Genomic DNA, 22,247 nt, shown 5'->3' on the forward strand with positions numbered 1-22,247 from the left:
TAATAACCAGCTTGGTATTAATTACAAGTTACCTAGTAGGCTGATAATAACCATCACCAAGTCGTGTGTCAATTATTGGGGATTGGAGACTATAGGGGAAATAACTAATGCCCCTTTTTACAACTTTTAGAGAACGCCTTTAGAACTGGGAATTAGACCAGCACGACGGGGGTCAATCTCCACTGCTAGCCGTGTTGCTCTTGCAAAGGCTTTAAATGTCGCCTCTATGATGTGGTGGGAATTAATGCCATCCAGTTGCCGAATGTGGAGTGTCATTTGGCTATGATTCACCAATGCTACAAAGAATTCGCGCACGAGTTGGGTGTCATAAGTTCCTACGCGCTGGGTAGGAATTTGCAAGCCGTAGCTGAGGTGAGGCCGTCCAGAAAAGTCTAGCGCTACCTGAACTAAAGCTTCATCCAATGGCGCAAGAAAATTACCAAAGCGGACAATACCTTTTCTGTCGCCTAGTGCTTGGTTGAAAGCTTGGCCTAAAGTAATGCCTACATCTTCGTTGGTGTGATGGTCATCAATTTCCCAGTCTCCCTTGGCTTGGACATCTATATCAATCAGCCCGTGGGAGGCAATTTGATGCAACATGTGATCCAAAAACGGAATGCCTGTTGCTGCCGTGCAAGTTCCTCTACCATCCAAATTGATGGTAACTTGTACATCAGTTTCACCAGTAGTGCGGTGAATAGTGGCAATCCGAGGGGTTTTAGTTGACTGGTCGTAGTTTGAATTAACTTGGCGATTGGTTGTTTGCATGGGAAGTGGAGAATGGGGAATGGGGAATGGGGAATCGGCAAGAATAATTTTTTACTTACTCCCTCTACTCCCGACTCCCTACTCCCCAAATTATCTTACATTCCCATAATTTCATATCCTGCATCTACATATAGAACTTGTCCGGTAATACCACTGGACAAATCACTACATAAGAAAGCGGCAGTATTCCCCACTTCTAGCTGAGTGACAGTACGGCGCAGGGGAGCTACTTCTTCGACATGATGAATCATATCCAAAATTCCACCCACTGCTGAAGATGCTAAGGTGCGGATGGGGCCTGCGGAGATGGCATTGACGCGGATATTTTTCGGCCCTAGTTCAGCAGCTAGGTAACGCACGCTCATTTCTAACCCTGCTTTAGCAACTCCCATAACGTTGTAGTTAGGGATTGCTCTAACACCGCCTAAATATGTCAGCGTGACGATACTACCTCCCTCAGTCATCAAAGGTTTCGCTGCACCACTTAACTGCACCAGCGAGTAGGTACTGATTTCTAAGGCAGTGTTGAAGCCAGAACGAGAGGTTTGGCTAAAGTCTCCACTTAAATCGTCTTTACTGGCAAAGGCCAGACAATGGATGAGAATGTCTAGCTTCCCCCATTGCTCACGAATTGTCTCAAAGGTAGATTGAATCTGTTCTTCATCTTGGACATTACAAGGAAGAAATAAGCTTGGGTTGAGGGGTTCTACCAACTCCGCAACTTTTTTCTCCATTTTGCCGCGTTCATCCGGCAGGTAGGTAATACCCAGGTTTGCTCCGGCTTTATGCAGCTGTTGGGCGATGCCCCAGGCGATCGAGCGGTTATTGGCAATACCTGTAACAAGAGCATTTTTTCCAGTCAGATTCAGCATAGAAATTGTTAATGCGATCGATCATTAGGAGCATACTAGAATCTGAGGCACGTTTGTCTTTGTTTTATACAGGATTTGCAAAAATGAATATTGAGAAGGGTGTTTGCTATGACAAAAATCTTGATTTTTCCTAAAGATTTTCTCAAGATATCTTTATTTGTTCTTTAAAAAACCCTTTTTAATACAGTTATTGGAACTACTTATCAACAATTAGTAGCTGAAAGGATCAACAATTATGTATCATTATAAACAAACAGTTATGAAGCGATTAGTTTGAGTATAGGAAAGTACAGAAAGGTTGACGGTGCTTTATTCATTTTTCGGGTGTATTCTTAGGTAATCAGTTTTTGTTTTTCCGGCATTGGGTAGGGGAAGGGAGATGATCGTGACACAAGATAAAGCCCTAGCAAATGTATTTCGTCAGATGGCGACCGGGGCGTTTCCGCCAGTTGTGGAAACGTTTGAACGCAATAAAACGATCTTTTTTCCTGGCGATCCTGCCGAACGAGTTTATTTTCTTTTGAAAGGTGCTGTTAAACTTTCTAGGGTGTACGAGGCAGGAGAGGAAATAACAGTAGCATTGCTTCGGGAAAATAGTGTTTTTGGTGTTTTGTCATTGCTGACAGGAAATAAGTCGGATAGGTTTTACCATGCGGTTGCATTTACCCCTGTGGAATTACTGTCAGCCCCAATTGAACAAGTAGAGCAAGCACTTAAGGAAAATCCAGAATTATCAATGTTAATGCTGCGGGGTCTTTCTTCGCGCATTTTACAGACAGAGATGATGATTGAAACTCTTGCTCACCGAGATATGGGTTCTAGGTTGGTGAGTTTTTTATTAATTCTTTGTCGGGATTTTGGCGTTCCTTGTGCAGATGGGATAACTATTGATCTGAAGTTATCTCATCAGGCGATCGCAGAAGCAATTGGTTCAACTCGTGTTACTGTTACTAGGCTACTAGGGGATTTGCGTGAGAAAAAGATGATTTCTATCCACAAAAAGAAGATTACCGTGCATAAACCTGTTACCTTAAGTAGGCAATTCACATAAAATCAATCGGAGAAAGGGGAATCGGCGCGTGTTCTATTTTGAAAGATGACACTAATAGCTAGAGGTAAATCTAAAATTGAATAATTTCAGCTATTGCCAACTTCCACTTCTCCGCAGACAATGCTTAAAAGTAGTAGGCTGTATCTGGAAGGATTTCGGTAGCTAAAGATGACCACCGGATACATCCTCATCGCAGCAATTTTAATTCTGGGAGGCGTAATTGCCACCGTGGGCGATCGCATCGGCACACGAGTTGGCAAAGCCCGCCTCTCACTTTTTAAGCTTCGTCCGAAAAATACTGCCGTAGTGGTAACTATTTTTACGGGCGGTTTGATTTCAGCATCAACATTAGGAATTTTATTCGCTGCCGATGAAGGCTTGCGAAAGGGAGTTTTTGAATTAGAAGATATTCAAACAGACCTCAGACAGAAACGGGAACAGCTAAAAACCGCAGAAACTCAGAAAAGTCAGGTAGAAAGTGAGCTAAATCAAGCAAGAATTGCCCAAGCAAAAGCACAACAAGACTTACAGGCAATTAATCAGTCTTTACAGGCAGCAAATGCCAAACAACTCCAAACACAAGCTCAGTTGAACCGCACCATTAGTCAACAAGCTCAAACTCAAACTCAACTCCAACGCACTCAAGGTCAATTAGGACAAGTTGTAACTCAGTACCAAAAAGCCATAGCTGAGTTGCAAAGCGTTTCCAATCAAAGAAAAGAGCTACAGGCGGCAGTTGAACTACTGAAGACAGAACGACAACGACTGTACGCTGAAGCGAAAAAAGCCATTGACGAAGCCAAAACAGCTATTGAAAAACGCGATCGCGAACTGGCTAACCGTCAAGAAGCCATAGAACAACGCGATAAAAAAATTGGCCAACTCGATCAATTGATTCAAAAGCGGAATGTAGAAGTTGCAGCACGAGAGGAAGTGATTGCCAAACGGGAATCGCGCCTCAAAGAATTGGAAGCGCAACAAGAGCAACTAGAACTAGAAGTTGCCAGGCTGGAAAAATATTATCAGTCTTACCGCGACCTGCGTCTAGGTAAGTTGGCCTTAGTTCGCGGTCAAGTTTTGTCTGGTGCTGTAATTCGTGTTACCCAACCTGCTGCGGCTCGTCAGGCAGTGGTACAACTTTTACAAGAAGCCAATCGCAACGCCAACCTCGAATTAAGTGAGCCTGGGGCAAATCCTGCCAATGTAGAGCTACTACGCGTGACTCAGGATCGGGTTGACCAATTGAGCAAGCAGATTAGCGATGGTCAAGAATATGTGGTGCGAATTTTCTCGGCTGGTAATTACGTCAGGGGAGAAAAGCAGATAGAGTTTTTCGCCGATACAGCGCGAAATCAATTGGTTTTTTCGGGAGGCGCAGTCCTAGCTACAACTAGTGCCGATTCCAAAACTATGACATCGTATCAGTTACAGCAAAGGCTGGAAATACTAATTTCTGCTTCCCAATTTCGGGCCCGTAATGCCGGAATTGTCGAAGATGTGCAAGTAGAGGGGACTTTCTTGCGCTTTGTCGCCCAATTAAGACAGTATAATCAACCCTTAGAAATCAAAGCGATCGCAGCAGAGGACACTTATACAGCCGGGCCATTGAGAGTAAAATTAGTGGCAATAGTCAACGGAAAAATTATTTTTAGTACTTAAAACATTATTTGCACACTGTTATTAGTAAGATTTAAACATATTCAACAGCAGTCAAAATAGTTGCTGTAATTGCATTTATTGATTTCTAATTCTCAATTTTTATTTTTAATTTCTTATGACTTTACGCGAATTTTCACCAACGCAACCAGTCATATTGGGGTTTGATCCAGGTCGAGATAAGTGTGGGTTAGCGGTGATGGGACTGGATCGACAATTGTATTATCATCAGGTTGCGTTAGCCAAAGAGGCGATCGCTACCATTGAAACACTGCGTCAAAAGTTTCCCATCTCCTTGATGGTGATGGGCGACCAAACTACAGCCAAGCAGTGGAGACAGCAACTATATCAGGAATTGACAGAACCTCTGAGTATTATTTTAGTAGATGAGCGATATACAACCTTAGAAGCACGCGATCGCTATTGGCAAATGTTCCCACCCAAAGGACTAACAAAGTTATTGCCACAAGGTCTGCGACAGCCTCCAAGACCGATAGATGACATTGTTGCCATTCTCCTAATCGAAAGATATTTAAACCGCCTCACAGAATCAACACTCAGCAGTCAAGAGTGAGGAATGACATCCTTAACTCCTGTACAGACGCGATTAATCGCGTCTCACCTAACTCCTAACTTTTAAAGTTCCGCCCGAATAGTAAAAGCATAATCTCCTCCAGGCTCTAGCTGATAATCTTGTTGCTCCAAAAATCGACCAAGGGGTTCTTTGATTAAAGCGCGGCCTTGGGAAGGCTTGACGGCAAGTTCTCCCCGGCGAAAATGCCACTGGAAATGCCACTCAAACTCACCTGCACTCACTTCACCCTCAAGGAAGCCGTGTTGCCAAGATTGGCGGGTGATTCTGACATGGGCAATGGTTTCTGGCAGTCGTCTTTTAGCACTCACAATGCTTTATGTCAAGTGTAGAATAACAGCCGCTCATATTAGACTGGCTTCTTATTTTATGTACCAAACATAGTCTAAATAGACAAACTGACAAAGTGAGTATTTTTAGTTGAGTCAGAATGGTACTAATGGATAATGCTAAATGTAAAATTTCAGTTGAAAGTGACTCAAACTTCCTTAATCTCAGCGTTTCGTGTCTATATAGCAAATCCTAAATCATTTTTGATAGACAATATCCCCAGCTTTCTAGATAAGTCAGCGATCTATGACTTCAGTCTATGGGCATAGTGGTAAGTAGTGGGGATAGTTTTTGTTAAAGTTTTAGAAATAAGAGTATCCTAGAAACTGTATATCTAACGCTTCTTTCATCAGTGTATTGTGGATTGATTGGAATTTCTTTGAAAGATTTCAGCACAATTACAGACCGATAAAGCTTAGAGTATTTATATTGCTTTTCTTGGATGTCAAAACGCAGAATATTTTCTAGTGGATGTTCAATAACTTGATTTCCACGAAGACTTTTACGTTCGATAAAGACCTTATCGATGCTTTTATAGAAGGTGCAGGTAGTTACAGGTGATGTGGCAAAAAAAGCAGCGACCGCCATGATAATTAATATAGATAAACTTAAGAAAAATAGATAATTTCGCTGATTTTGCTGTACCAATAGAGAAGTTTTACTAGAGTTGATAAAATCGTTGGTTTTCAAGGTAAATTCTTGATTTTGTTCATAGCTAAGATGGGATAAAAGAGGAAAATCTTTAAATGGAGTCACAATTATAACCTGATAGCTTTTCGACCCTTTGCTACCAGTTTTTGTGAGAATGTATGCTTCACTGGGATCAAACATTCTGAGTTTCTCCATCCTTCCCAGCAAATTAAACCGTCTCAATTCACAATTAATTTTGCTTGGCGAGAGGCGATCGCAATTAAGACTGATTGAAGCAGACTCAAAAAATAAGCAGTAAATCAAGAAGCCTAAACAGACAGTAAAAATGCACCACCCGATGACCCAATATCTGAGTGGTCGATGCTTTAACTGCAATCTGGTACGGGTTTCCTCGACAATTTTCATCAGTGCTTGTGTATAGAATACTTAACCCCTGAGTAGAGTATTCCCTTAGTAGCCCATTCACTTATCAACAAATCTAAGTACTAGGGAGGATTTATGATAAATCGCTCAAAAAGCTTTGATTAGCTGGGATAATTGGGTCAGAAAGCTATAGCTAGAAGCATGGAAACCAAACAGCTAGGAAAAACTGGTGTCTTTGTAAGTGCGATCGGTTTGGGTGGTATGCCCATGTCAATCTCTAATCGCCCTCCCGAATCGCAATCAATCGAAGTTATTCATCGGGCTTTGGATTTGGGTATTACATTTATTGACACTGCCGATTCTTACTGCAAAGATGAGTCAGAAAAACACCACAACGAGCGACTAATTCACAAGGCACTTACTAGTTATAAAGGCGATGTTAGCCAAGTAATTGTGGCAACTAAAGGCGGTTTGATGCGTCCCGATGGAAACTGGACAAGCAACGGCAACCCAGAACATTTGCGCGAAACAATTCGAGTCAGTTTTGAGGCGTTAGGTGGCGCTAAACCCATCGATGTTTGGCAATACCATTCACCCGATAGTAAGTACAGCATTGAAGAATCCCTTGCGCCAGTGAAAGAAGCAGTGGAGGTAGGTTTGATTAGGTTTGTGGGAGTTTCTAACTTTTCGGTTGAACAAATTAAGCGGGCACAAGATGTAGTAGATATTGTCTCGGTGCAGAATCAATACAGTCCTTGGCAACGACAGCCAGAAAAGGACGGCGTGTTGAAGTATTGCGAACAGCAAAAATTGACATTTTTGCCTTGGAGTCCCTTTGGTGGTAGACGTCGCCATCAGGATTTGCAAGATATTCCTGCGATCGCTAACTTAGCTAAAGAAAAAGGCGTGTCAGTATATAGTATCGTTCTAGCGTGGTTACGCTCAAAATCGCCCGCTATTTTGCCAATTCCTGGTGCTAGCAAGGTTTCTAGTATTGAAGACTCAGCACAAGCTATCAATGTGAAACTATCTGAAGAAGAAGTACAAAAAATTGATCACGCAACTTAATCATTTCACTAGCTAACTTAAGTAAGTGAACGTAAATAATTGTCGTTGAGATCAGGTAATAGGCAACAGGCAATAGGCAATAGGTATAAGGATTTTAGCCTAGTTCATTTTTCTTTACATAGTTTGGTTTTATTGTGCCAACTCACTTAGATTTAGTAAAAGTTGTCAAATATTTACGCTCACTTTTAGTTAGTTTAAGACAGCGTAATAACTTACGATTCGGGTATTTGATGAAATAAAGGATATGTAAAGAAACAGTCTTTCCAAAAACAGGCGATCGCTTAAGCAACCCCGAAACGCATCATCCGAAGCGTCCCGCTTGGTGGGAGAATAAAAACGAGAAATGATGCAAGCCTGGTGTTGTCCCCAGCTCAAAGGAACTCGTATAAATGTGGAAAAGAATTGTATTAATTTTGCTATTGGTGTTGAGTTTCAGCCTGAGTAATTCTGATATAGCAGCTGCGGCTGGACTCAAAAGCTTTGTAGATACTAGTGATGGCTATCAGTTTTCATATCCTAACGGGTGGCTACAAGTTAAAGTTTCCAACGGGCCAGATGTGGTTTTCCACGATTTGATTGAGGTGTCTGAAAACGTTTCTGTTGTGATTAGCCCAGTTCCAGAAGGCAAAACTTTATCAGAATTGGGAACCCCAACAGAAGTAGGATATAAATTGGGAAAAGCTGCTCTTGCGCCTCCTGACTCTGGTCGTTCGGCTGAATTAGTCAATGCCGCAGAGCGAGAAGTAGACGGTAAAACCTACTACCTTTTAGAGTATGAGGTTCAACTTCCCAATAAACAGCAACGGCATAACATCGCCAGCGTCGCTGTTAGCCGTGGCAAACTTTTTACCCTCAACGCCTCAATTCCTGAAAAACGCTGGCAGAGAGTTAAAGGAATGATTGATGAGGTTGTAAATTCTTTTTCTGTCTATTAATTGGGAAATAGGGAATAGGGAAGCAGGGGGCAAAGGAGCAGGGAGCAGAGGAGCAGAGGAGCAGAGGAGCAGGGGAGGCAGGGGAAGCAGGGGAAGCAGAAGAACTATTGATTCTTGAGCCATGCCCAATTCCCAATTCCCAATGCCCAATTCCCAATGCCCAATTCCCAATGCCCAATGCCCCATACCCCATACCCCATACCCAATTAACAAGCTTTTTATAAATCTCATGAAAATTCCACCCTTTGTACTTGCCTCAGCTTCCCCGGCTCGTCGCCGCTTGCTGCAAACTGTTGGTATTGAACCGATAGTTCGAGCTAGTGACTTTGACGAGTCGCAAATCCAATTAAGTGAACCAGCAGAATTGGTTAAAACTCTTGCCCAATATAAGGCGGAAACTGTAGCCCCGCAGTTTGAATCAGCTTTGATTATGGGTTGTGATTCAGTTTTGTCCATGAATGGTGAAATTTACGGCAAACCAGCAGACACTTCTGAAGCGATCGCCCGTTGGCAGATAATGCAAGGTAGCTTTGGCGACTTGTATACAGGTCACGCTTTAATTGACCTTGAGCAAAACCGCACTATAGTCAAGTCTCAAGTTACAAGAGTTTACTTTGCTCAAATGAGCGATCGCGCCATTCAAGCATATATTGCCACAGGTGAACCACTCAAGTGTGCTGGAGCATTTGCTATTGAAGGTTTTGGTAGTTTCTTTGTTGAAAAAATTGAAGGCTGTCACAGCAATGTAATAGGACTCAGTTTACCCCTGCTCCGGCACATATTAGCGGAACTGGGATACGATGTCACTGATTTCTGGCAATAGTTATTGCGCCAATTGTTAATTTTCAATGGTCAGTTGTTTGGCCACTTTCCAATACCTCTAACAAACTTTTCAACATTAAATAAGCAGAAGTCCCTCCTGGATCTTGATGTCCGATACTTCTTTCCCCCAGATAGCTAGCCCGTCCCTTTTTCGCCTGCATAGGTATAGTTTCTTGTAAACCCTTTTGAGCTGATGCTACAGCCTGTTGCATCGCTTCCAGCGTTCCCTTACTTTCTCCTACAGCTTGCCCAAAAGCGACTACAGCCGGAGATAGCACATCCACCATTGTTTTGTCTCCTAGTTGCGCTTTGCCACGTTGCAGCACGCCGTCTAAGCCTGCCTGGAATAGCCTTAACACATCTTGTTCTGTTAATTCTTGCTTATCTACTACTGCTGTACTAGCTCGTAAAAACCAGGTTCCATAAAGAGGGCCACTAGCACCGCCAATGGAAGAAATCAAGGTCATACTCACAGCTTTGAGAATGTTGCTGATGTCCTTGTCTCTGAGAGTTAGTAACAGAGTACTTACCTTTTTAAAGCCGCGATCCATATTTATACCGTGGTCAGCATCTCCGATCGCAGCATCTAATTCTGTCAAATATGCTTTATTCTGCTCTATCTCGGTTGCATAAGCCTGCAACCATTGTAATATCTGCGCCTGACTCAACATAATTCGTAATTCGTAATGACGCTCGAATACTCGCTAACGTAATTATGAAATTCCCCAGCACCAACTTGGTGTTTTGACTGGTGCATCCCATAATCGGATCATCTCGTCATCTAATTTCAGCAGGGTAATGGAGCAACCTTGCATTTCTAGAGATGTGATGTAAGGGCCGATTAAGTTTCGCACAATTTGCAATCCTTGCTGTTCGCAGATTTGGGCGAGTTTGCGGTAAACAATATATAGTTCGGAAACTGGAGTTCCACCCATACTATTGACGAAAGCTAATAAGCGATCGCCTTTGGCAAATGGGAGATTTGTTAGTTCTACATCTAGCCATTCTCCTTTGTCTTCATCCCACTCGCGCAGTGTGCGGCTGTATGGTGCATCCTCAAGGAGCGATCGCGTCAAAACTTCGGTAATCTCATCTACTGGTTTGATGGCGGTACGTTCTGTTCCTGGCTCACCGTGAATACCGATACCTAATTCAATTTCGCGATCGCTCAATTCAAATGTCGGTGTTCCATTCGCGGGGACTGTACAAGATGTTAGAGCAATTCCCATACTCCGCCCATTTAGATTTACTCGGCGACATAAATTTGCAATTTGTGGCAAATCATACCCAGCCTCAGCCGCCGCGCCACAAATTTTTTCCGCCAATATTGTTGTTCCCACACCCCGCCGTCCTTGGGTATAGAGGCTATCTTTCACTGCTACATCGTCATCAATCAAAATATTTAGCGATCGAATGCCTTCACTACGGGCTAACTCCGTTGCCATTTCAAAGTTCATGACATCGCCACTGTAATTTTTGACGATGTAAAGGATACCAGAGCCCCCATCTACAAGCTTTGCTGCTTCTAGCATTTGGTCAGGAGTAGGTGAAGTGAAAACTTCACCAGGACAAGCTGCATCAAGCATTCCTTTGCCCACAAAGCCAGCGTGCATTGGTTCATGTCCACTGCCACCACCTGAAATAATTGCTACTTTACCTTGTATAGGTGCATTGGCTCGATAAACAAAAGTGGGATCATAGTTTACTTTAATTAAATCGGAATGAGCCGCCGCCATACCTTCTAGACTTTCCCGCACAAAGTCTTCCGGCTTGTTGATCAGCTTTTTCATAATCCGTGTTTGCTTAAAAGGGTTCTAAAACCCAGGTTATAGCGCTTCTGGTTTGTATGCAATAGATTCTGACCTCTGTCTAAATCTCTCTTCTAGAAAGCTTTAGTGTTGCATTAGCATTGCAGGTCGATGCATTAGCATTACAGGTTGATGCATTAGCATTGCAGGTTGATGCATTAGCATTGCAGGTCGATGCATTGGCATTACAGGTCGATGCATTGGCATTACAGGTTGATGCATTGGCATTGCAGGTTGATGCATTAGCATTGCAGGTTGATGCATTAGCATTGCAGGTCAAGATGTAGGGCAGCTTTAGAAGACTTTTGTGTACACTCTATTCAGTAGGGGCGCAAGACCTTGCGCCCCTACTACGTGGTCTGTTTACCTGAGAATAGTTGTAATGTCAATCCAAAGATTCCATCCACTCAATACACTTGTGCATCTGCTGGCGCATAGTTTCTTTATCAGCATGAAACCTTCGCCCATGACCTGGTAGCACCCACTCAAAAGAATAATTAGCCAAATTACGCATTGATTTAGTCTGTTCTGGCCAAGAATACCAGCAGACACTGTAGAATGCAGTCAGTTGGTGCAAGCTTTCTGACCAAGCGAGATGGTCGCCAGTAAAGAGAAACTTATTTTTGTAGAGTAGGGCGGTTTGCCCTTTGGTGTGACCGGGAACTGGGATAATTAATAAATCTGGAGTCAAGGTAAATGCTTCAGAACCAGTTAGCTGTATTTCTACATTGCGAGTATCCGCAGTAATATCATCAGTGTGAAGGATGCGATCGCACTGAAAATGCTCCGCAAACTTTTGATGATCTGCCACATCATCTTTATGAGTTAGGTACATATAACGAATCGGCCCCAGTTCTTCTAAACGCTTGACTAAAGGCGGCGTAAACCGGGGAGAATCCACCAAAATATTACCTTCTGGAAGTTGAATTAAATAGCTAGCAGCACCATAAGATTTTTCAGAATGATAGCCGCAGTGGTAAACATTTTCCGCCACTAATATTGGAAACTTTTGTTGAGCAACTTTGATATCTTTTGGTTTTTCAACAGTCCCAATAGAACTAGTAGGACAAGCTAAAAGTGCTTCAAGTGCTGCTAATCTTTCTGTATCATTCGTTGGTTGATGATAAACTGCCGACTGTTCATCAACACGAGAAAACACTTCAGGAGTCATCCAGCGACAGGTATCACAATCAATACAGGTAGTATCTACATAAAAATCGCCGTTGACATTTTGGGGACGACGCTGATTTAAATGAGCCATATTAATTAATCCTTTTGCTTCCAACCGTATACTGGGGGAGCGATAAACCTTATATCACTACGCTAGCAAAAGTGACTTGAGACTGTAGCCGCCACGAGAAGTAAATCTGCTCAATAATATAAAGACTCGTGAAACCTAGTAAACAGAAAATGGGAAAACTTAATAGACACTATCTGCTTATTCCCAAATATGCTTTACTGTTCTAATTCCAGTTGTTCAAATCCTTTTAATACTGATGACAATAAGTTTTGTATTAAGTGTGGACAAACACTCACGTCATTACTCAGAAACCGTTTCCGGGTAATACGACTTTTGGGTGAGGGTGGATTTAGCAAAACTTATGAAGCTAGGGATGCAGATAAGATAGACGAACCTTGCGTAATTAAGCAATTTGTCCCGCAAGTTCAAGGAACAGCTGCACTTGAGAAAGCAACGGAGTTATTTAAGCAAGAGGCGAAGCGTCTCTATGACTTGGGAGAACACCCGCAAATTCCCCACCTGATTGCTTATTTTGAACAGGATAAGCGGCTTTATTTGGTGCAAGAGTTGATTCAGGGGCAGAATTTATTACAAGAATTGCAGCAGAAGGGAGCTTTTAGCGAAGAAAAGATAAAACAGCTTTTAACTGATTTATTGCCTATCCTGAAGTTTATCCATGAACGTCCTGACTTAGATTTGGAAACCTGGAAATATTTCGGTGAGTCTCTAGGATGGCGGATTAAAAATAATTGGAAGCCTTATGAATTTCTATCATTTACATTAGCTGCTCCGGTAGGACAACTACTCAGAGCGATATGGAGTATGAGATTAGATGGAAGAAGAAAAACACTCTCTGCCCTTACATCAAGACTTGTGAATTGTAGAATTTAGTAATTAAGGAAAGATTCGCTATGACTGAAATTGTATTTCTCGTTGAAGATGATCCAGATGGTGGTTATACAGCTAGAGCTTTAACCGAGTCCATTTTTACTCAGGCTGAGGATATAGAAACACTACGCGAAATGATCCGTGATGCGGTTCATTGTCATTTTCCTAATGAACATAACCGTCCTAAAATTATTCGGTTACACATAGTACGTGATGAGGTAATAGCTTCTTGAAGCTCCCACGAGACTTATCTGGTTCAGAATTAGTTAACGCTCTTGCTCATCTAGGATACGAGGTCAGTCATCAAAAGGGCAGCCACATTCGGTTAACTACTCAACAGAATGGTGAGCATCATATTACAGTTCCCGCTCATGACCCGATTAAAATTGGTACTCTTAACGCCATACTGAGAGATGTTGCTGCTCATGCTGGTTTCACTCGTGACAATTACTTGCGTTGCTTTTTCTATAGCTATTAAAAACGGATAAATAGGTAAGTGTAATTAATGTTTAATAAATTCACTTATGATTGAAACTTTACTCGCGTAGGCGTAGCCCATCGTAGAAATCGCAAATCCGCCAAACTCTAATTATTATGTATATTTTTTAATTTCTGAAAATGCGATCGCGCCCCTTTACCAAACGCGATCGCGAAATTTTGCATCCCCTAACCAATAAAATGCAGATGATTACTCACCGCACTAATTAAATTATGGGTAACGGGAAGACTATCAACTACCATCCCCAGACACAACAGCATCATGTAGGAGATCGAAAAGAGAAACAACTCTTTAGCTACAGCGCGATCCTCTGGATTTTGCAACAAACGCCAAGATTTGTGGATAAATAATCCTCCCAGAATTACAGCGATCGCAGCATAAAGAATTCCACTTGCGCCCAAAGGATAAACCAATAACACGGTTGCAATTACTGTTAGCAGCGTATAATACCAAATCTGCTTTACAGTTGCCGTAGTACCTTCAATCACAGGTAACATTGGTATCCCAACTTTTGCGTAGTCATCTTTAATCATCAGAGCTAGCGCCCAGAAATGGGGTGGTGTCCATAAAAAGACGATGGCAAAAATCAGCCATGCTGACCAGCTTAATGTCCCCGTGACAGCGGCCCAACCCACTAAAGCCGGAATTGCCCCAGCCGCACCACCAACAACAATATTCTGAGGGGTGTGGCGTTTCAGCCAGTGGGTATAGACCAAAATATAAAAAACTATGCCAGAGAAAGCTAGCAGCGCGGCTAACAGATTGGCAAATACTGCCAAGAGTGTAAAGGAAATCGTTGCCAGTGCGATCGCAAAAATTAGAGCATCGCGTGGCTGCACCTTACCGGAAGGCATCGGACGATGGCGCGTCCGCTCCATGTCATAATCAATATCGCGATCGTAGATACAGTTAATCGTCTGGGCGCTTGCAGCAGCCAAAGTGCCACCAGTGAGAGTTACTAGCAACAGCAATGGGTCTACTTCTCCCTTAGCAGCAATCCACATACTCCCAGCCGTGGTAATCAAAAGCAACGGAATAATCCGAGGCTTTGTTAGCTGGTAATAACTTTGAACTACCTGGAAAAACGTTTCGTGGTGGCGAGAGACATTAGTCTCAATCATTTTGGCTCTGGTTCCTTATTTTTCAACAACTTATATGCAGCCCACGCTCAAGCTGGCTCTTTCAGGCAAATAAAAACACAGATTTTCTGTCCCTGGGTAGGTTGCATCATTAGTGCTGTTAGCGGATAGCTAAGGTTTAGCCCGTGCTGAGTTAGGAGTTATGAGTTAGATAGAAATTCTTCCTCTGCCCCCTCATCTCCCTCGTCTTCCTCATCTTCCCCATTCCTTACTCAGCACTCAGCACTCGTGACTCAGCACTTGTGTACTCAGCACTAACTGAGTCACGCTGTGCGAGAACTGTGAAAGCCACCAAAGTACCTAACAAAGCTGCTCCTATAGCTTGGTGGGAGACGGTGAGAGGCTCGACTTGGAGATGTAATTTGAAAGTGGCAAATCCCAACAAAATTTGTAAGGTCAACAAACCACCAGCTATATTTGCCAGTCGCCGCAAGGCTGGATGTAGTGCTGGTGTACGCCAACAGATAAATACCATTGCCAAGGTTGTGACTGTTGGCGGCACCAAACCAGCAATATGGCTGTACATTACAGTACAAAGTTGAGAACCACCGAAGCATTGGTGTAGTGCCCAGCGAGAGCCTACCAAAGCACCTAGCAGACTTTGCAGGTAAACCAGAATAGCAGCAGTTAAACCTACCCAAGGCAACTTACCAACGGTTCCAGTCCCCTGATAGGGAGTGAGTGCCGTGCCGATAATCAAGAGGGTGCAAAAAAATAACAGCGCCGTTCCTAAATGAGCAGTAACAATATCAAACCGCAACAGTTCGGTAACGGTGAGTCCTCCCAAGATGCCTTGGAAGACGATTAAAAATAGGGCGAATGTGGATGCCCAAGGCAGCCATCTGGGTAAGAAACGACGATGCCACCAGGACAAACCAAAAAGTGCGATCGCGCTTAAACCAATTAAAGCTGCATCCAATCTGTGAAACCACTCTAGGAACACCTGGAGATTCATTTGCTTGGCTGGCACGAGTTCGCCATAGCATAAGGGCCAGTCTGGGCAAGCAAGTCCAGCATTCATCACGCGGGTGGCACTGCCTATTGCCATCAAAATTAAGGTGGCTATGCACATTTTCCACACCAAGCGCCGAATCATTTCCTTGGGCTTTTGCTGCTCAACTGCCGCTTCATTTTGTTGTTGTAGGACAAATTCGCTCATGAATGATACCTTCTGCCCGCTCTTGGTGGCTCTCTTAAAATTTTCAATTTTCTTTTAGTGTCCCATCTTCACCCTAGCGTATAGGCTAAGGGTTTATAGATTAGCACTCACTTATACTTTGAATCACTCTAGGAAGGTTCTGCCTGAAGCTTTAGGTATTTTTCAAGATGTGAAAAATTGATTAATCACAATTAATTTAAACATTCTAAATTTTTCCTTAAATTTTTCCACTGATTTTAGGAGAAGGCAGGAGTTAGGGGGCAGGAGGCAGGAGGAAATAATTATGAATGAAAATGAATGGAAACTTCAGTTTTGAGTATAAAATCCAGTGGTTCAATACCCATGCTTTTAAATGCATCTGGGTTACTCCTCCCCTCTACCTCCTGCCCCCTGCCTCCTGCCTTCTGCCTCCTGATAGTCACCTTGTACCCAATATTAGTAAAATAGTTAAAAAAATTAATAAAAATTTCAGACCTTTGGACTCTATGCCTTCCAGCCTAGACTACCTTAGTAAGTGGGCAGCTTTAAGATAACGTAGTAAATTCAATTAAGTAAGCCGTGAAGATTCCAAGTTCAATCTGGACATTACTCATTGGCATCGTGCTAACGCTAGCCAGCCTTTGGTACGGTCAAAATCACGGTCTGTTGCCAGCAGCAGCCACGGATGAAGCCGTCTTGGTGGATGGTCTGTTCAACGCGATGATGATTGTTTCTACAGGTATATTCCTGTTAGTTGAAGGTATTTTGATTTACTCCGCATTTAAATACCGTCGGCGTGCAGGTGACAATGAAGACGGCCCACCAGTTGAGGGCAATATACCTCTAGAAATACTCTGGACGGCGATCCCAGCAATTATCGTTATCGGTATTTCTGTTTACAGCTTTGATGTCTACAACGAAATCGGTGGCTTTGATCCTCATGCTATTCATGAAGCGCCGATGATGAATCAGGAGTCAATGGCAATGCCTGGAAGTGCGATGGCCGCAACCTTAAGCGATACTCCTCCTAGCACCGAGCCTAACCTCAATCAAGAAAAATCTGATGAGGCAATGCAAGACCCAGCTACCGCAGAAGTCCGCAATGCTGACCAAATTCCCCAACTGCGGAATGCCCCAGGTGTCGGTAGTGTTGCTCCAACAATTGGGGGAACTCCTGATAAAGCAGGCAAACCAGCACAATTACAGGTCAACGTCACAGGTCTACAATATGCCTGGATTTTCACCTATCCTGAAACTGGTATAACTACAGGTGAAATGCACGTTCCCATCGGGCGAGAAGTGGAAATCAATATGACAGCCAACGATGTCATCCATGCTTTCTGGGTGCCAGAGTTCCGCCTGAAACAAGATGCGATCCCTGGTAGACAAAGCGAGATTCGCTTCACCCCCAAAACAGCAGGAGATTATGTCCTAATCTGTGCCGAACTTTGTGGCCCTTACCACGGTGCAATGAGAGCGCCAGTAGTTGTTGAGTCAGAAGAAGCATTTGCCAAATGGATGCAAGAACAGCTAGTTGCCAGCAAAGAAACACTAAATCAAGCCGTTGCTGTTAACCCAGCGAATTTATCCCCAAATGATTTTCTTGCTCCTTACACCAAGGACATGGGAATTAAACCAGAAATCCTTCATCAAGTTCACCATTAGTCAATATGTTATTTAGTCAAAATCCAGTGACTAATGACCAATGACTAATGACTAATGACTAATGACTATGACACAAGCTCAGTTGCAAGAAACTGCCAATATCCCTGCCCTTCTTGAGGAACCAGGGATCAGAAAATGGCAAGACTTCTTTGGCTTTCAAACCGACCATAAGGTGATTGGGATTCAATACCTAGTCACTTCGTTTATTTTCTACTGCATTGGCGGTGTAATGGCTGACTTGGTTCGCACAGAACTACGAACCCCAGAGGTAGATTTTGTCACCCCAGAAGTCTACAATAGTCTGTTTACGTTACACGCCACGATCATGATTTTCTTGTGGATCGTGCCAACCGGGGCAGGGTTTGCTAACTATCTAATTCCCCTGATGATTGGGGCAAAAGATATGGCATTTCCTCGGCTGAATGCTGTTGCCTTTTGGATGATCCCCCCTGCGGGTATATTGCTGATCGCCAGTTTAGCGGTAGGCGATGCACCGGATGCGGGTTGGACTTCCTACCCTCCCCTGAGTTTGGTAACAGGACAAGTGGGGCAAGGCATTTGGATTATGAGTGTCCTGCTGCTGGGTACGTCCTCAATTTTGGGGTCGATAAATTTCCTGGTGACATTGCTGAAGATGCGTATCCCCAGCATGGACATACACAAAATGCCCTTGTTCTGCTGGGCAATGTTTGCAACTTCGGCGCTAGTTTTGGTATCTACCCCAGTTCTAGCAGCAGGTCTGATTCTGCTTTCCTTTGACTTAATTGCCGGGACAACATTTTTTAACCCAACTGGCGGTGGCGACCCGGTTGTATACCAGCACATGTTCTGGTTTTACTCCCACCCAGCCGTTTACATCATGATTTTGCCCTTCTTTGGAGCAATTTCAGAAATTATCCCCGTGCATTCCCGCAAGCCGATTTTTGGCTATAAAGCGATCGCTTATTCATCTCTAGCAATCAGCTTTTTGGGGCTAATCGTCTGGGCGCACCACATGTTTACCAGTGGTATCCCCGGCTGGTTGCGGATGTTTTTTATGATCACCACCATGATCATCGCCGTACCCACAGGGATTAAAATATTTAGCTGGTTAGCAACCATGTGGGGTGGAAAAATCCAGCTTAACAGTGCGATGTTGTTCGCCATCGGCTTTGTCGGCACTTTTGTAATCGGCGGTATCAGTGGCGTGATGTTGGCAGCAGTGCCCTTTGACATTCACGTTCACGACACCTATTTTGTGGTAGCCCACTTGCACTATGTGCTATTTGGTGGTAGCGTTCTAGGGATTTTTGCCGCCATTTACCACTGGTTCCCAAAAATGACGGGACGGATGATCAACGAATTTTGGGGTAAGGTTCATTTTGCCTTGACTATTGTTGGTCTAAACATGACCTTCTTACCTATGCACAAACTGGGTTTAATGGGCATGAATCGCCGCATTGCCCAATATGATCCCAAATTCACCACATTGAACGAAATTTGTACGTATGGTTCTTACATACTGGCAATTTCGACATTCCCCTTCATCATCAATGCGGTTTGGAGTTGGTTGTACGGTGAGAAAGCTGCTAATAATCCTTGGAGGGCACTTACCTTAGAATGGATGACAACTTCACCACCTGCGATCGAAAATTTTGATCAAACCCCAGTGCTGGCTACAGGCCCCTACGACTACGGTTTGGAACATGCTAATGAAGGTGTACCTTTATACGATCCCAATCCAATCTTGTCTGGTGGGCCCAATTCAGTATTAAGAGCAGAACCCGATCCAGCCGTTGCTGCCAATCCCGAAGACCGCAAATAAACTGCGACTGGGGACTGGGGACTAGGAATTTCTTCTCCTCTGCTCCCCATTCCCCATTCCACATTCCCCATTCCCCACTCATCAAAATTCATGCAAAGTCAAATCATTGACCCAGCTAAAACCGAACTTAATCATCACCACGCGGTGGAAGCGTCCGTTGGCCATCACGAAGAACATCCAGACCATCGTCTGTTTGGGCTATATGTCTTCCTGATTGCTGAAGGGATGATTTTTATGGGTCTGTTCGGAGCCTACTTAGCTTTCCGTGCTACCTTACCTGTGTGGCCGCCAGCAGGTACTCCAGAATTAGAACTACTGTTACCTGGAGTCAACACCATCAATCTAATTTCTAGTAGTTTTGTCATGCACAATGCTGACACTGCTATTAAAAAGAACGATACGCGAGGTGCGCGAATCTGGTTAGCAATTACCGCCGTGATGGGCGCTACTTTCTTAGTGGGTCAAGTATATGAATATACCCATTTAGAATTTGGTTTAACTACCAATTTATTTGCTAGTGCATTTTACGTTTTGACTGGTTTCCACGGATTGCACGTTACCATTGGCGTTTTGGCCATTGTTGCCGTGTTGTGGCGATCGCGCCTTCCGGGTCACTATAGTGACGAAAAGCACTTTGGTATTGAAGCAGCCGAAATCTACTGGCACTTCGTTGACGTGATTTGGATTATTTTGTTCGGATTACTCTATCTCCTGTGAGTATTAATTATTTAGTTGTTTACTCCACGCGAACAACTTAATATGCCCCCTATTGGGGGCTTTTTTAATTAATATTTTATTTTTTACTTAGCAAGGTTTATAGAAAATATACTAAAACAAGCTTAAACTACTCACACGATTACTTTTTTAAATGCAACTGACTTATTGCAAGTAATATATAGTACTTGTATTTGATATTTTAAAAAACCTTGTACAATTCAAAAAGCTTTTTTTCAAATTGTCTCTTGCCTCTTACCTTCCAATGCAAGTAAATATTGCTACACCACACTGCGCGAACAAAAATCAAAGCGGATTACTATAGACCAATACAATACAGTTCAGATAAGACCAAAACACTTGTAGAGACGGCGATTTATCGCGTCTCAAAACCCAAAATTTTTGCCAGTAGCTCTTAACCCAAGCGTATTGTACTATAGACGCAACTAAAAGGTCGGAAAAGTCGGAAAAGTTGGATGTTTTTTGGACCCTATTGAATAACCAGTTAATATACTGTTATAAATACTGGAGGCTAGTATTAAATTTACTTAAGAGATAAAATTATTGAATTATTCCAAAAATAAACTTTATCTTTATATTAAGATATCTGTAAAGGTATCAAATTAACCAAATCAAGGAGTTAGCCATGAAAATGCTCCAAAGTATGGTTTGACTGAGAAGCTAGCTTCCTCAAATAGGAACAAATCTAGCGGCAGGTATTCATACCTCACCCAAGCTCTGAATGGTCAGTAAATTAACAAGTAGTATACGCCACATGAGCCAGAACCCTCTAGTTAGAAAAAAACTTCGGAGTCGCTTTGAGACTGTCAAACTGCTGGAAAGCGGAGGTTCTGGTAATACTTACTTGTTAGCAGGTGCTAGAGGTAACAGGGATCAATACTCTCTCCCCAGAAAAACACTTCGGAATCGCTTTGAAATTATCAAACACTTAGGAAGTGGAGGCTCTGGTGATACATACTTAGCTGTAGACCTAGATTTACCAGGACAACCCCATTGTGTGGTAAAACATTTCCAACCAAAAGATTCCAATCCCGCTGTTCTACCCATCGCTAAAAAGTTATTTGATCGGGAAGCGGAAGTTTTATACCAGCTAGGCAACGACCACGATCAAATTCCTAGACTGTTTGCCCATTTTGATGAAGATGGAGATTTCTATTTAGTCCAAGAATTTATTGATGGTCATGCGTTAACCCAAGAAATTGTATCAGGTCAGCGTCTGAGCGAGAATGCAGTCTTAAGTTTATTAAAAGACATCCTGGAAGTGCTGGCATTCGTTCACCAAAATAACATTATTCATAGAGATATTAAGCCCCAAAATTTGATGCGGCGGCACTCCGATCAGAAGATTGTGCTAATTGACTTTGGGAGTATTAAGAAAATTGGTGCTTTGGGAGCAGGTTTAACAATTGCTGTTGGGACTCCTGGTTATATGCCAAGCGAACAGGCTAAAGGAAAGCCAAAACTTTGCAGCGATATCTACGCAGTAGGGATGATAGGCATTCAAGCTTTGACAGGTTTAATTCCTGAGCAAATAAAAGAAGATCCCAATACTGGAGAAGTTCTCTGGCGCGATCAGGTACAGGTAAGTGATGCTCTTGCAAATATTTTAGATACAATGGTTCGCGATCGCTACAATCAGCGTTATCAATCTGCTACAGAAGCTTTGCAAGCACTTAATTCTGCTCTACTGTTGCCACAGTCATCAGAATCTGCTGGCATCAACCAAAATGCTGATGATACTTATTTGCTAAATTATAGAAACTTTCTTTTGCTTCTAGGAATAGGGCTTGGCGCTACCACTAGTTTTATAGTATTAATTTTAATCTATACATTTATTAATACAGGTGCATCGTCTCCAAACCAGCCTACTCAATTAAATAATTTTATAGAAAAATTGGTTGAGCAACGATTTACTAATGCCAATGTGAATAGCCTAATAATCAAATCAGCAGCTAAAAAAGGAGTCTGTAAAAACAATTGCAGCATTGCAAAAATTATTAAAAAGCAAATTGAATCTCATGATAGCAGTCCACTTTAATTTCTGTTCGCGCAGCGTGGTATGGCCATATTTATTTGTGTGGTGCGCGCAGCGCAAGCGCGATATGTCTAACTTCACAAAATTCAAAGATGAGTCTATACATTAGAAAAAGTTAATAATCTAGCAGCAATCATAAAAATACCTATTAACTAGCTATTACGTATTTAATTTAAATCTAAATATTC

22 protein-coding genes and 1 pseudogene are annotated in these 22,247 nt (G+C 42.8%); 14 read left to right on the forward strand and 9 right to left on the reverse strand.

The window, feature by feature from the left end:
• Nucleotides 1-126: 126 nt before the first annotated feature.
• Nucleotides 127-768, reverse strand: coding sequence for an imidazoleglycerol-phosphate dehydratase HisB (gene hisB / locus IQ274_RS29195; protein WP_163928511.1), 642 nt, complete (start codon nucleotides 766-768; stop codon nucleotides 127-129).
• A gap of 95 nt (nucleotides 769-863) precedes the next feature.
• Nucleotides 864-1,640, reverse strand: coding sequence for an enoyl-ACP reductase FabI (gene fabI, locus IQ274_RS29200; protein WP_163928510.1), 777 nt, complete (start codon nucleotides 1,638-1,640; stop codon nucleotides 864-866).
• A gap of 379 nt (nucleotides 1,641-2,019) precedes the next feature.
• Between fabI and ntcA the strand changes: the two genes are divergently transcribed.
• From ntcA to IQ274_RS29215, 3 genes are all read left to right on the forward strand, one after another.
• Entirely contained in the window at nucleotides 2,020-2,691 is a 672-nt protein-coding gene (gene ntcA / locus IQ274_RS29205) for a global nitrogen regulator NtcA (protein ID WP_010998529.1), read from the forward strand.
• Nucleotides 2,692-2,859: 168 nt separating this feature from the next.
• Nucleotides 2,860-4,350: a DUF3084 domain-containing protein gene (locus IQ274_RS29210; RefSeq protein WP_163928509.1), complete on the forward strand. Its 1,491-nt coding sequence runs from the start codon at nucleotides 2,860-2,862 to the stop codon at nucleotides 4,348-4,350.
• Nucleotides 4,351-4,465: 115 nt separating this feature from the next.
• Complete coding sequence (locus IQ274_RS29215; RefSeq protein ID WP_163928508.1) at nucleotides 4,466-4,921, forward strand: Holliday junction resolvase RuvX; 456 nt, start codon at nucleotides 4,466-4,468, stop codon at nucleotides 4,919-4,921.
• 62 nt (nucleotides 4,922-4,983) lie between these two features.
• Here IQ274_RS29215 and IQ274_RS29220 read toward each other — a convergent pair whose 3' ends face one another.
• Together IQ274_RS29220 and IQ274_RS36820 are read right to left on the reverse strand one after the other, a co-directional pair.
• Entirely contained in the window at nucleotides 4,984-5,253 is a 270-nt protein-coding gene (locus tag IQ274_RS29220) for a DUF3146 family protein (protein ID WP_372726526.1), read from the reverse strand.
• A 310-nt stretch (nucleotides 5,254-5,563) separates the two neighbouring features.
• Entirely contained in the window at nucleotides 5,564-6,325 is a 762-nt protein-coding gene (locus IQ274_RS36820) for a hypothetical protein (protein ID WP_228058432.1), read from the reverse strand.
• 159 nt (nucleotides 6,326-6,484) lie between these two features.
• On the opposite strand from IQ274_RS36820, the gene IQ274_RS29230 reads away from it, so the two are divergent.
• The 3 genes from IQ274_RS29230 (at nucleotide 6,485) to IQ274_RS29240 (ending at nucleotide 9,109) form a co-directional block, all read left to right on the forward strand.
• A complete protein-coding gene (locus tag IQ274_RS29230; RefSeq protein WP_194144311.1) occupies nucleotides 6,485-7,351 on the forward strand; it encodes an aldo/keto reductase in 867 nt (288 codons plus the stop codon).
• A 389-nt stretch (nucleotides 7,352-7,740) separates the two neighbouring features.
• The gene (gene psbP, locus IQ274_RS29235) at nucleotides 7,741-8,286 is read left to right on the forward strand and encodes a photosystem II reaction center PsbP (protein ID WP_194144312.1); all 546 of its coding nucleotides are present in this window, start codon (nucleotides 7,741-7,743) and stop codon (nucleotides 8,284-8,286) included.
• Between the two features lie 229 nt (nucleotides 8,287-8,515).
• Nucleotides 8,516-9,109, forward strand: coding sequence for a Maf family protein (locus IQ274_RS29240; RefSeq protein WP_163928505.1), 594 nt, complete (start codon nucleotides 8,516-8,518; stop codon nucleotides 9,107-9,109).
• Between the two features lie 22 nt (nucleotides 9,110-9,131).
• On the opposite strand, the gene dhaL is transcribed toward IQ274_RS29240, so the two are convergent.
• On the reverse strand, nucleotides 9,132-9,779 hold the full coding sequence (gene dhaL, locus IQ274_RS29245) for a dihydroxyacetone kinase subunit DhaL (RefSeq protein ID WP_163928504.1): 648 nt from the start codon (nucleotides 9,777-9,779) through the stop codon (nucleotides 9,132-9,134).
• A gap of 42 nt (nucleotides 9,780-9,821) precedes the next feature.
• A complete protein-coding gene (dhaK, locus tag IQ274_RS29250; RefSeq protein WP_194144313.1) occupies nucleotides 9,822-10,898 on the reverse strand; it encodes a dihydroxyacetone kinase subunit DhaK in 1,077 nt (358 codons plus the stop codon).
• Between the two features lie 119 nt (nucleotides 10,899-11,017).
• On the opposite strand from dhaK, the gene IQ274_RS29255 reads away from it, so the two are divergent.
• Nucleotides 11,018-11,203, forward strand: coding sequence for a hypothetical protein (locus tag IQ274_RS29255; RefSeq protein ID WP_163928479.1), 186 nt, complete (start codon nucleotides 11,018-11,020; stop codon nucleotides 11,201-11,203).
• A 98-nt stretch (nucleotides 11,204-11,301) separates the two neighbouring features.
• Here IQ274_RS29255 and IQ274_RS29260 read toward each other — a convergent pair whose 3' ends face one another.
• On the reverse strand, nucleotides 11,302-12,177 hold the full coding sequence (locus IQ274_RS29260) for an MBL fold metallo-hydrolase (RefSeq protein ID WP_163928502.1): 876 nt from the start codon (nucleotides 12,175-12,177) through the stop codon (nucleotides 11,302-11,304).
• Nucleotides 12,178-12,366: 189 nt separating this feature from the next.
• Here IQ274_RS29260 and IQ274_RS29265 point away from each other — a divergent pair.
• From IQ274_RS29265 to IQ274_RS29275, 3 genes and pseudogenes are all read left to right on the forward strand, one after another.
• Nucleotides 12,367-12,840 (forward strand): annotated as a pseudogene (locus IQ274_RS29265) (protein kinase domain-containing protein); the annotation flags it as partial.
• Nucleotides 12,841-13,067: 227 nt separating this feature from the next.
• Entirely contained in the window at nucleotides 13,068-13,277 is a 210-nt protein-coding gene (locus tag IQ274_RS29270) for a 2-oxoisovalerate dehydrogenase E1 subunit beta (RefSeq protein WP_163928500.1), read from the forward strand.
• Nucleotides 13,274-13,522 (forward strand): type II toxin-antitoxin system HicA family toxin, encoded by a 249-nt coding sequence (locus IQ274_RS29275; RefSeq protein ID WP_163928499.1) that lies wholly within the window; start codon nucleotides 13,274-13,276, stop codon nucleotides 13,520-13,522. Before IQ274_RS29270 ends, IQ274_RS29275 begins: the two co-directional genes overlap by 4 nt.
• A 188-nt stretch (nucleotides 13,523-13,710) precedes the next feature.
• Here the strand turns inward: IQ274_RS29275 and IQ274_RS29280 are convergent, their stop codons facing one another.
• Together IQ274_RS29280 and IQ274_RS29285 are read right to left on the reverse strand one after the other, a co-directional pair.
• Complete coding sequence (locus tag IQ274_RS29280) at nucleotides 13,711-14,664, reverse strand: heme o synthase (protein ID WP_163928498.1); 954 nt, start codon at nucleotides 14,662-14,664, stop codon at nucleotides 13,711-13,713.
• A gap of 226 nt (nucleotides 14,665-14,890) precedes the next feature.
• Nucleotides 14,891-15,841 (reverse strand): COX15/CtaA family protein, encoded by a 951-nt coding sequence (locus IQ274_RS29285; RefSeq protein WP_194144314.1) that lies wholly within the window; start codon nucleotides 15,839-15,841, stop codon nucleotides 14,891-14,893.
• Between the two features lie 558 nt (nucleotides 15,842-16,399).
• Between IQ274_RS29285 and IQ274_RS29290 the strand changes: the two genes are divergently transcribed.
• The 4 genes from IQ274_RS29290 (at nucleotide 16,400) to IQ274_RS29305 (ending at nucleotide 22,062) form a co-directional block, all read left to right on the forward strand.
• Nucleotides 16,400-17,485, forward strand: coding sequence for a cytochrome c oxidase subunit II transmembrane domain-containing protein (locus IQ274_RS29290; protein WP_163928496.1), 1,086 nt, complete (start codon nucleotides 16,400-16,402; stop codon nucleotides 17,483-17,485).
• Nucleotides 17,486-17,552: 67 nt separating this feature from the next.
• Nucleotides 17,553-19,289, forward strand: coding sequence for a cytochrome c oxidase subunit I (ctaD, locus tag IQ274_RS29295; RefSeq protein WP_163928518.1), 1,737 nt, complete (start codon nucleotides 17,553-17,555; stop codon nucleotides 19,287-19,289).
• Nucleotides 19,290-19,379: 90 nt separating this feature from the next.
• Entirely contained in the window at nucleotides 19,380-20,006 is a 627-nt protein-coding gene (locus tag IQ274_RS29300) for a cytochrome c oxidase subunit 3 (RefSeq protein ID WP_114080407.1), read from the forward strand.
• A gap of 772 nt (nucleotides 20,007-20,778) precedes the next feature.
• Nucleotides 20,779-22,062 (forward strand): serine/threonine-protein kinase, encoded by a 1,284-nt coding sequence (locus tag IQ274_RS29305; protein ID WP_228058433.1) that lies wholly within the window; start codon nucleotides 20,779-20,781, stop codon nucleotides 22,060-22,062.
• Nucleotides 22,063-22,247: the final 185 nt, after the last annotated feature.

The organism is Nostoc sp. LEGE 12447 (genome assembly GCF_015206985.1).
Lineage (GTDB): Bacteria > Cyanobacteriota > Cyanobacteriia > Cyanobacteriales > Nostocaceae > Nostoc.

What these genes read in the sequence shown, in the direction of transcription:
- hisB (WP_163928511.1), bottom strand. Translation starts at nt 768, where the DNA reads ATGCAAACAACCAATCGCCAAGTTAATTCAAACTACGACCAGTCAACT.
- fabI (WP_163928510.1), bottom strand. Translation starts at nt 1,640, where the DNA reads ATGCTGAATCTGACTGGAAAAAATGCTCTTGTTACAGGTATTGCCAAT.
- ntcA (WP_010998529.1), top strand. Translation starts at nt 2,020, where the DNA reads ATGATCGTGACACAAGATAAAGCCCTAGCAAATGTATTTCGTCAGATG.
- IQ274_RS29210 (WP_163928509.1), top strand. Translation starts at nt 2,860, where the DNA reads ATGACCACCGGATACATCCTCATCGCAGCAATTTTAATTCTGGGAGGC.
- IQ274_RS29215 (WP_163928508.1), top strand. Translation starts at nt 4,466, where the DNA reads ATGACTTTACGCGAATTTTCACCAACGCAACCAGTCATATTGGGGTTT.
- IQ274_RS36820 (WP_228058432.1), bottom strand. Translation starts at nt 6,325, where the DNA reads ATGAAAATTGTCGAGGAAACCCGTACCAGATTGCAGTTAAAGCATCGA.
- IQ274_RS29230 (WP_194144311.1), top strand. Translation starts at nt 6,485, where the DNA reads ATGGAAACCAAACAGCTAGGAAAAACTGGTGTCTTTGTAAGTGCGATC.
- psbP (WP_194144312.1), top strand. Translation starts at nt 7,741, where the DNA reads ATGTGGAAAAGAATTGTATTAATTTTGCTATTGGTGTTGAGTTTCAGC.
- IQ274_RS29240 (WP_163928505.1), top strand. Translation starts at nt 8,516, where the DNA reads ATGAAAATTCCACCCTTTGTACTTGCCTCAGCTTCCCCGGCTCGTCGC.
- dhaL (WP_163928504.1), bottom strand. Translation starts at nt 9,779, where the DNA reads ATGTTGAGTCAGGCGCAGATATTACAATGGTTGCAGGCTTATGCAACC.
- dhaK (WP_194144313.1), bottom strand. Translation starts at nt 10,898, where the DNA reads ATGAAAAAGCTGATCAACAAGCCGGAAGACTTTGTGCGGGAAAGTCTA.
- IQ274_RS29260 (WP_163928502.1), bottom strand. Translation starts at nt 12,177, where the DNA reads ATGGCTCATTTAAATCAGCGTCGTCCCCAAAATGTCAACGGCGATTTT.
- IQ274_RS29270 (WP_163928500.1), top strand. Translation starts at nt 13,068, where the DNA reads ATGACTGAAATTGTATTTCTCGTTGAAGATGATCCAGATGGTGGTTAT.
- IQ274_RS29280 (WP_163928498.1), bottom strand. Translation starts at nt 14,664, where the DNA reads ATGATTGAGACTAATGTCTCTCGCCACCACGAAACGTTTTTCCAGGTA.
- IQ274_RS29285 (WP_194144314.1), bottom strand. Translation starts at nt 15,841, where the DNA reads ATGAGCGAATTTGTCCTACAACAACAAAATGAAGCGGCAGTTGAGCAG.
- ctaD (WP_163928518.1), top strand. Translation starts at nt 17,553, where the DNA reads ATGACACAAGCTCAGTTGCAAGAAACTGCCAATATCCCTGCCCTTCTT.
- IQ274_RS29300 (WP_114080407.1), top strand. Translation starts at nt 19,380, where the DNA reads ATGCAAAGTCAAATCATTGACCCAGCTAAAACCGAACTTAATCATCAC.
- IQ274_RS29305 (WP_228058433.1), top strand. Translation starts at nt 20,779, where the DNA reads ATGAGCCAGAACCCTCTAGTTAGAAAAAAACTTCGGAGTCGCTTTGAG.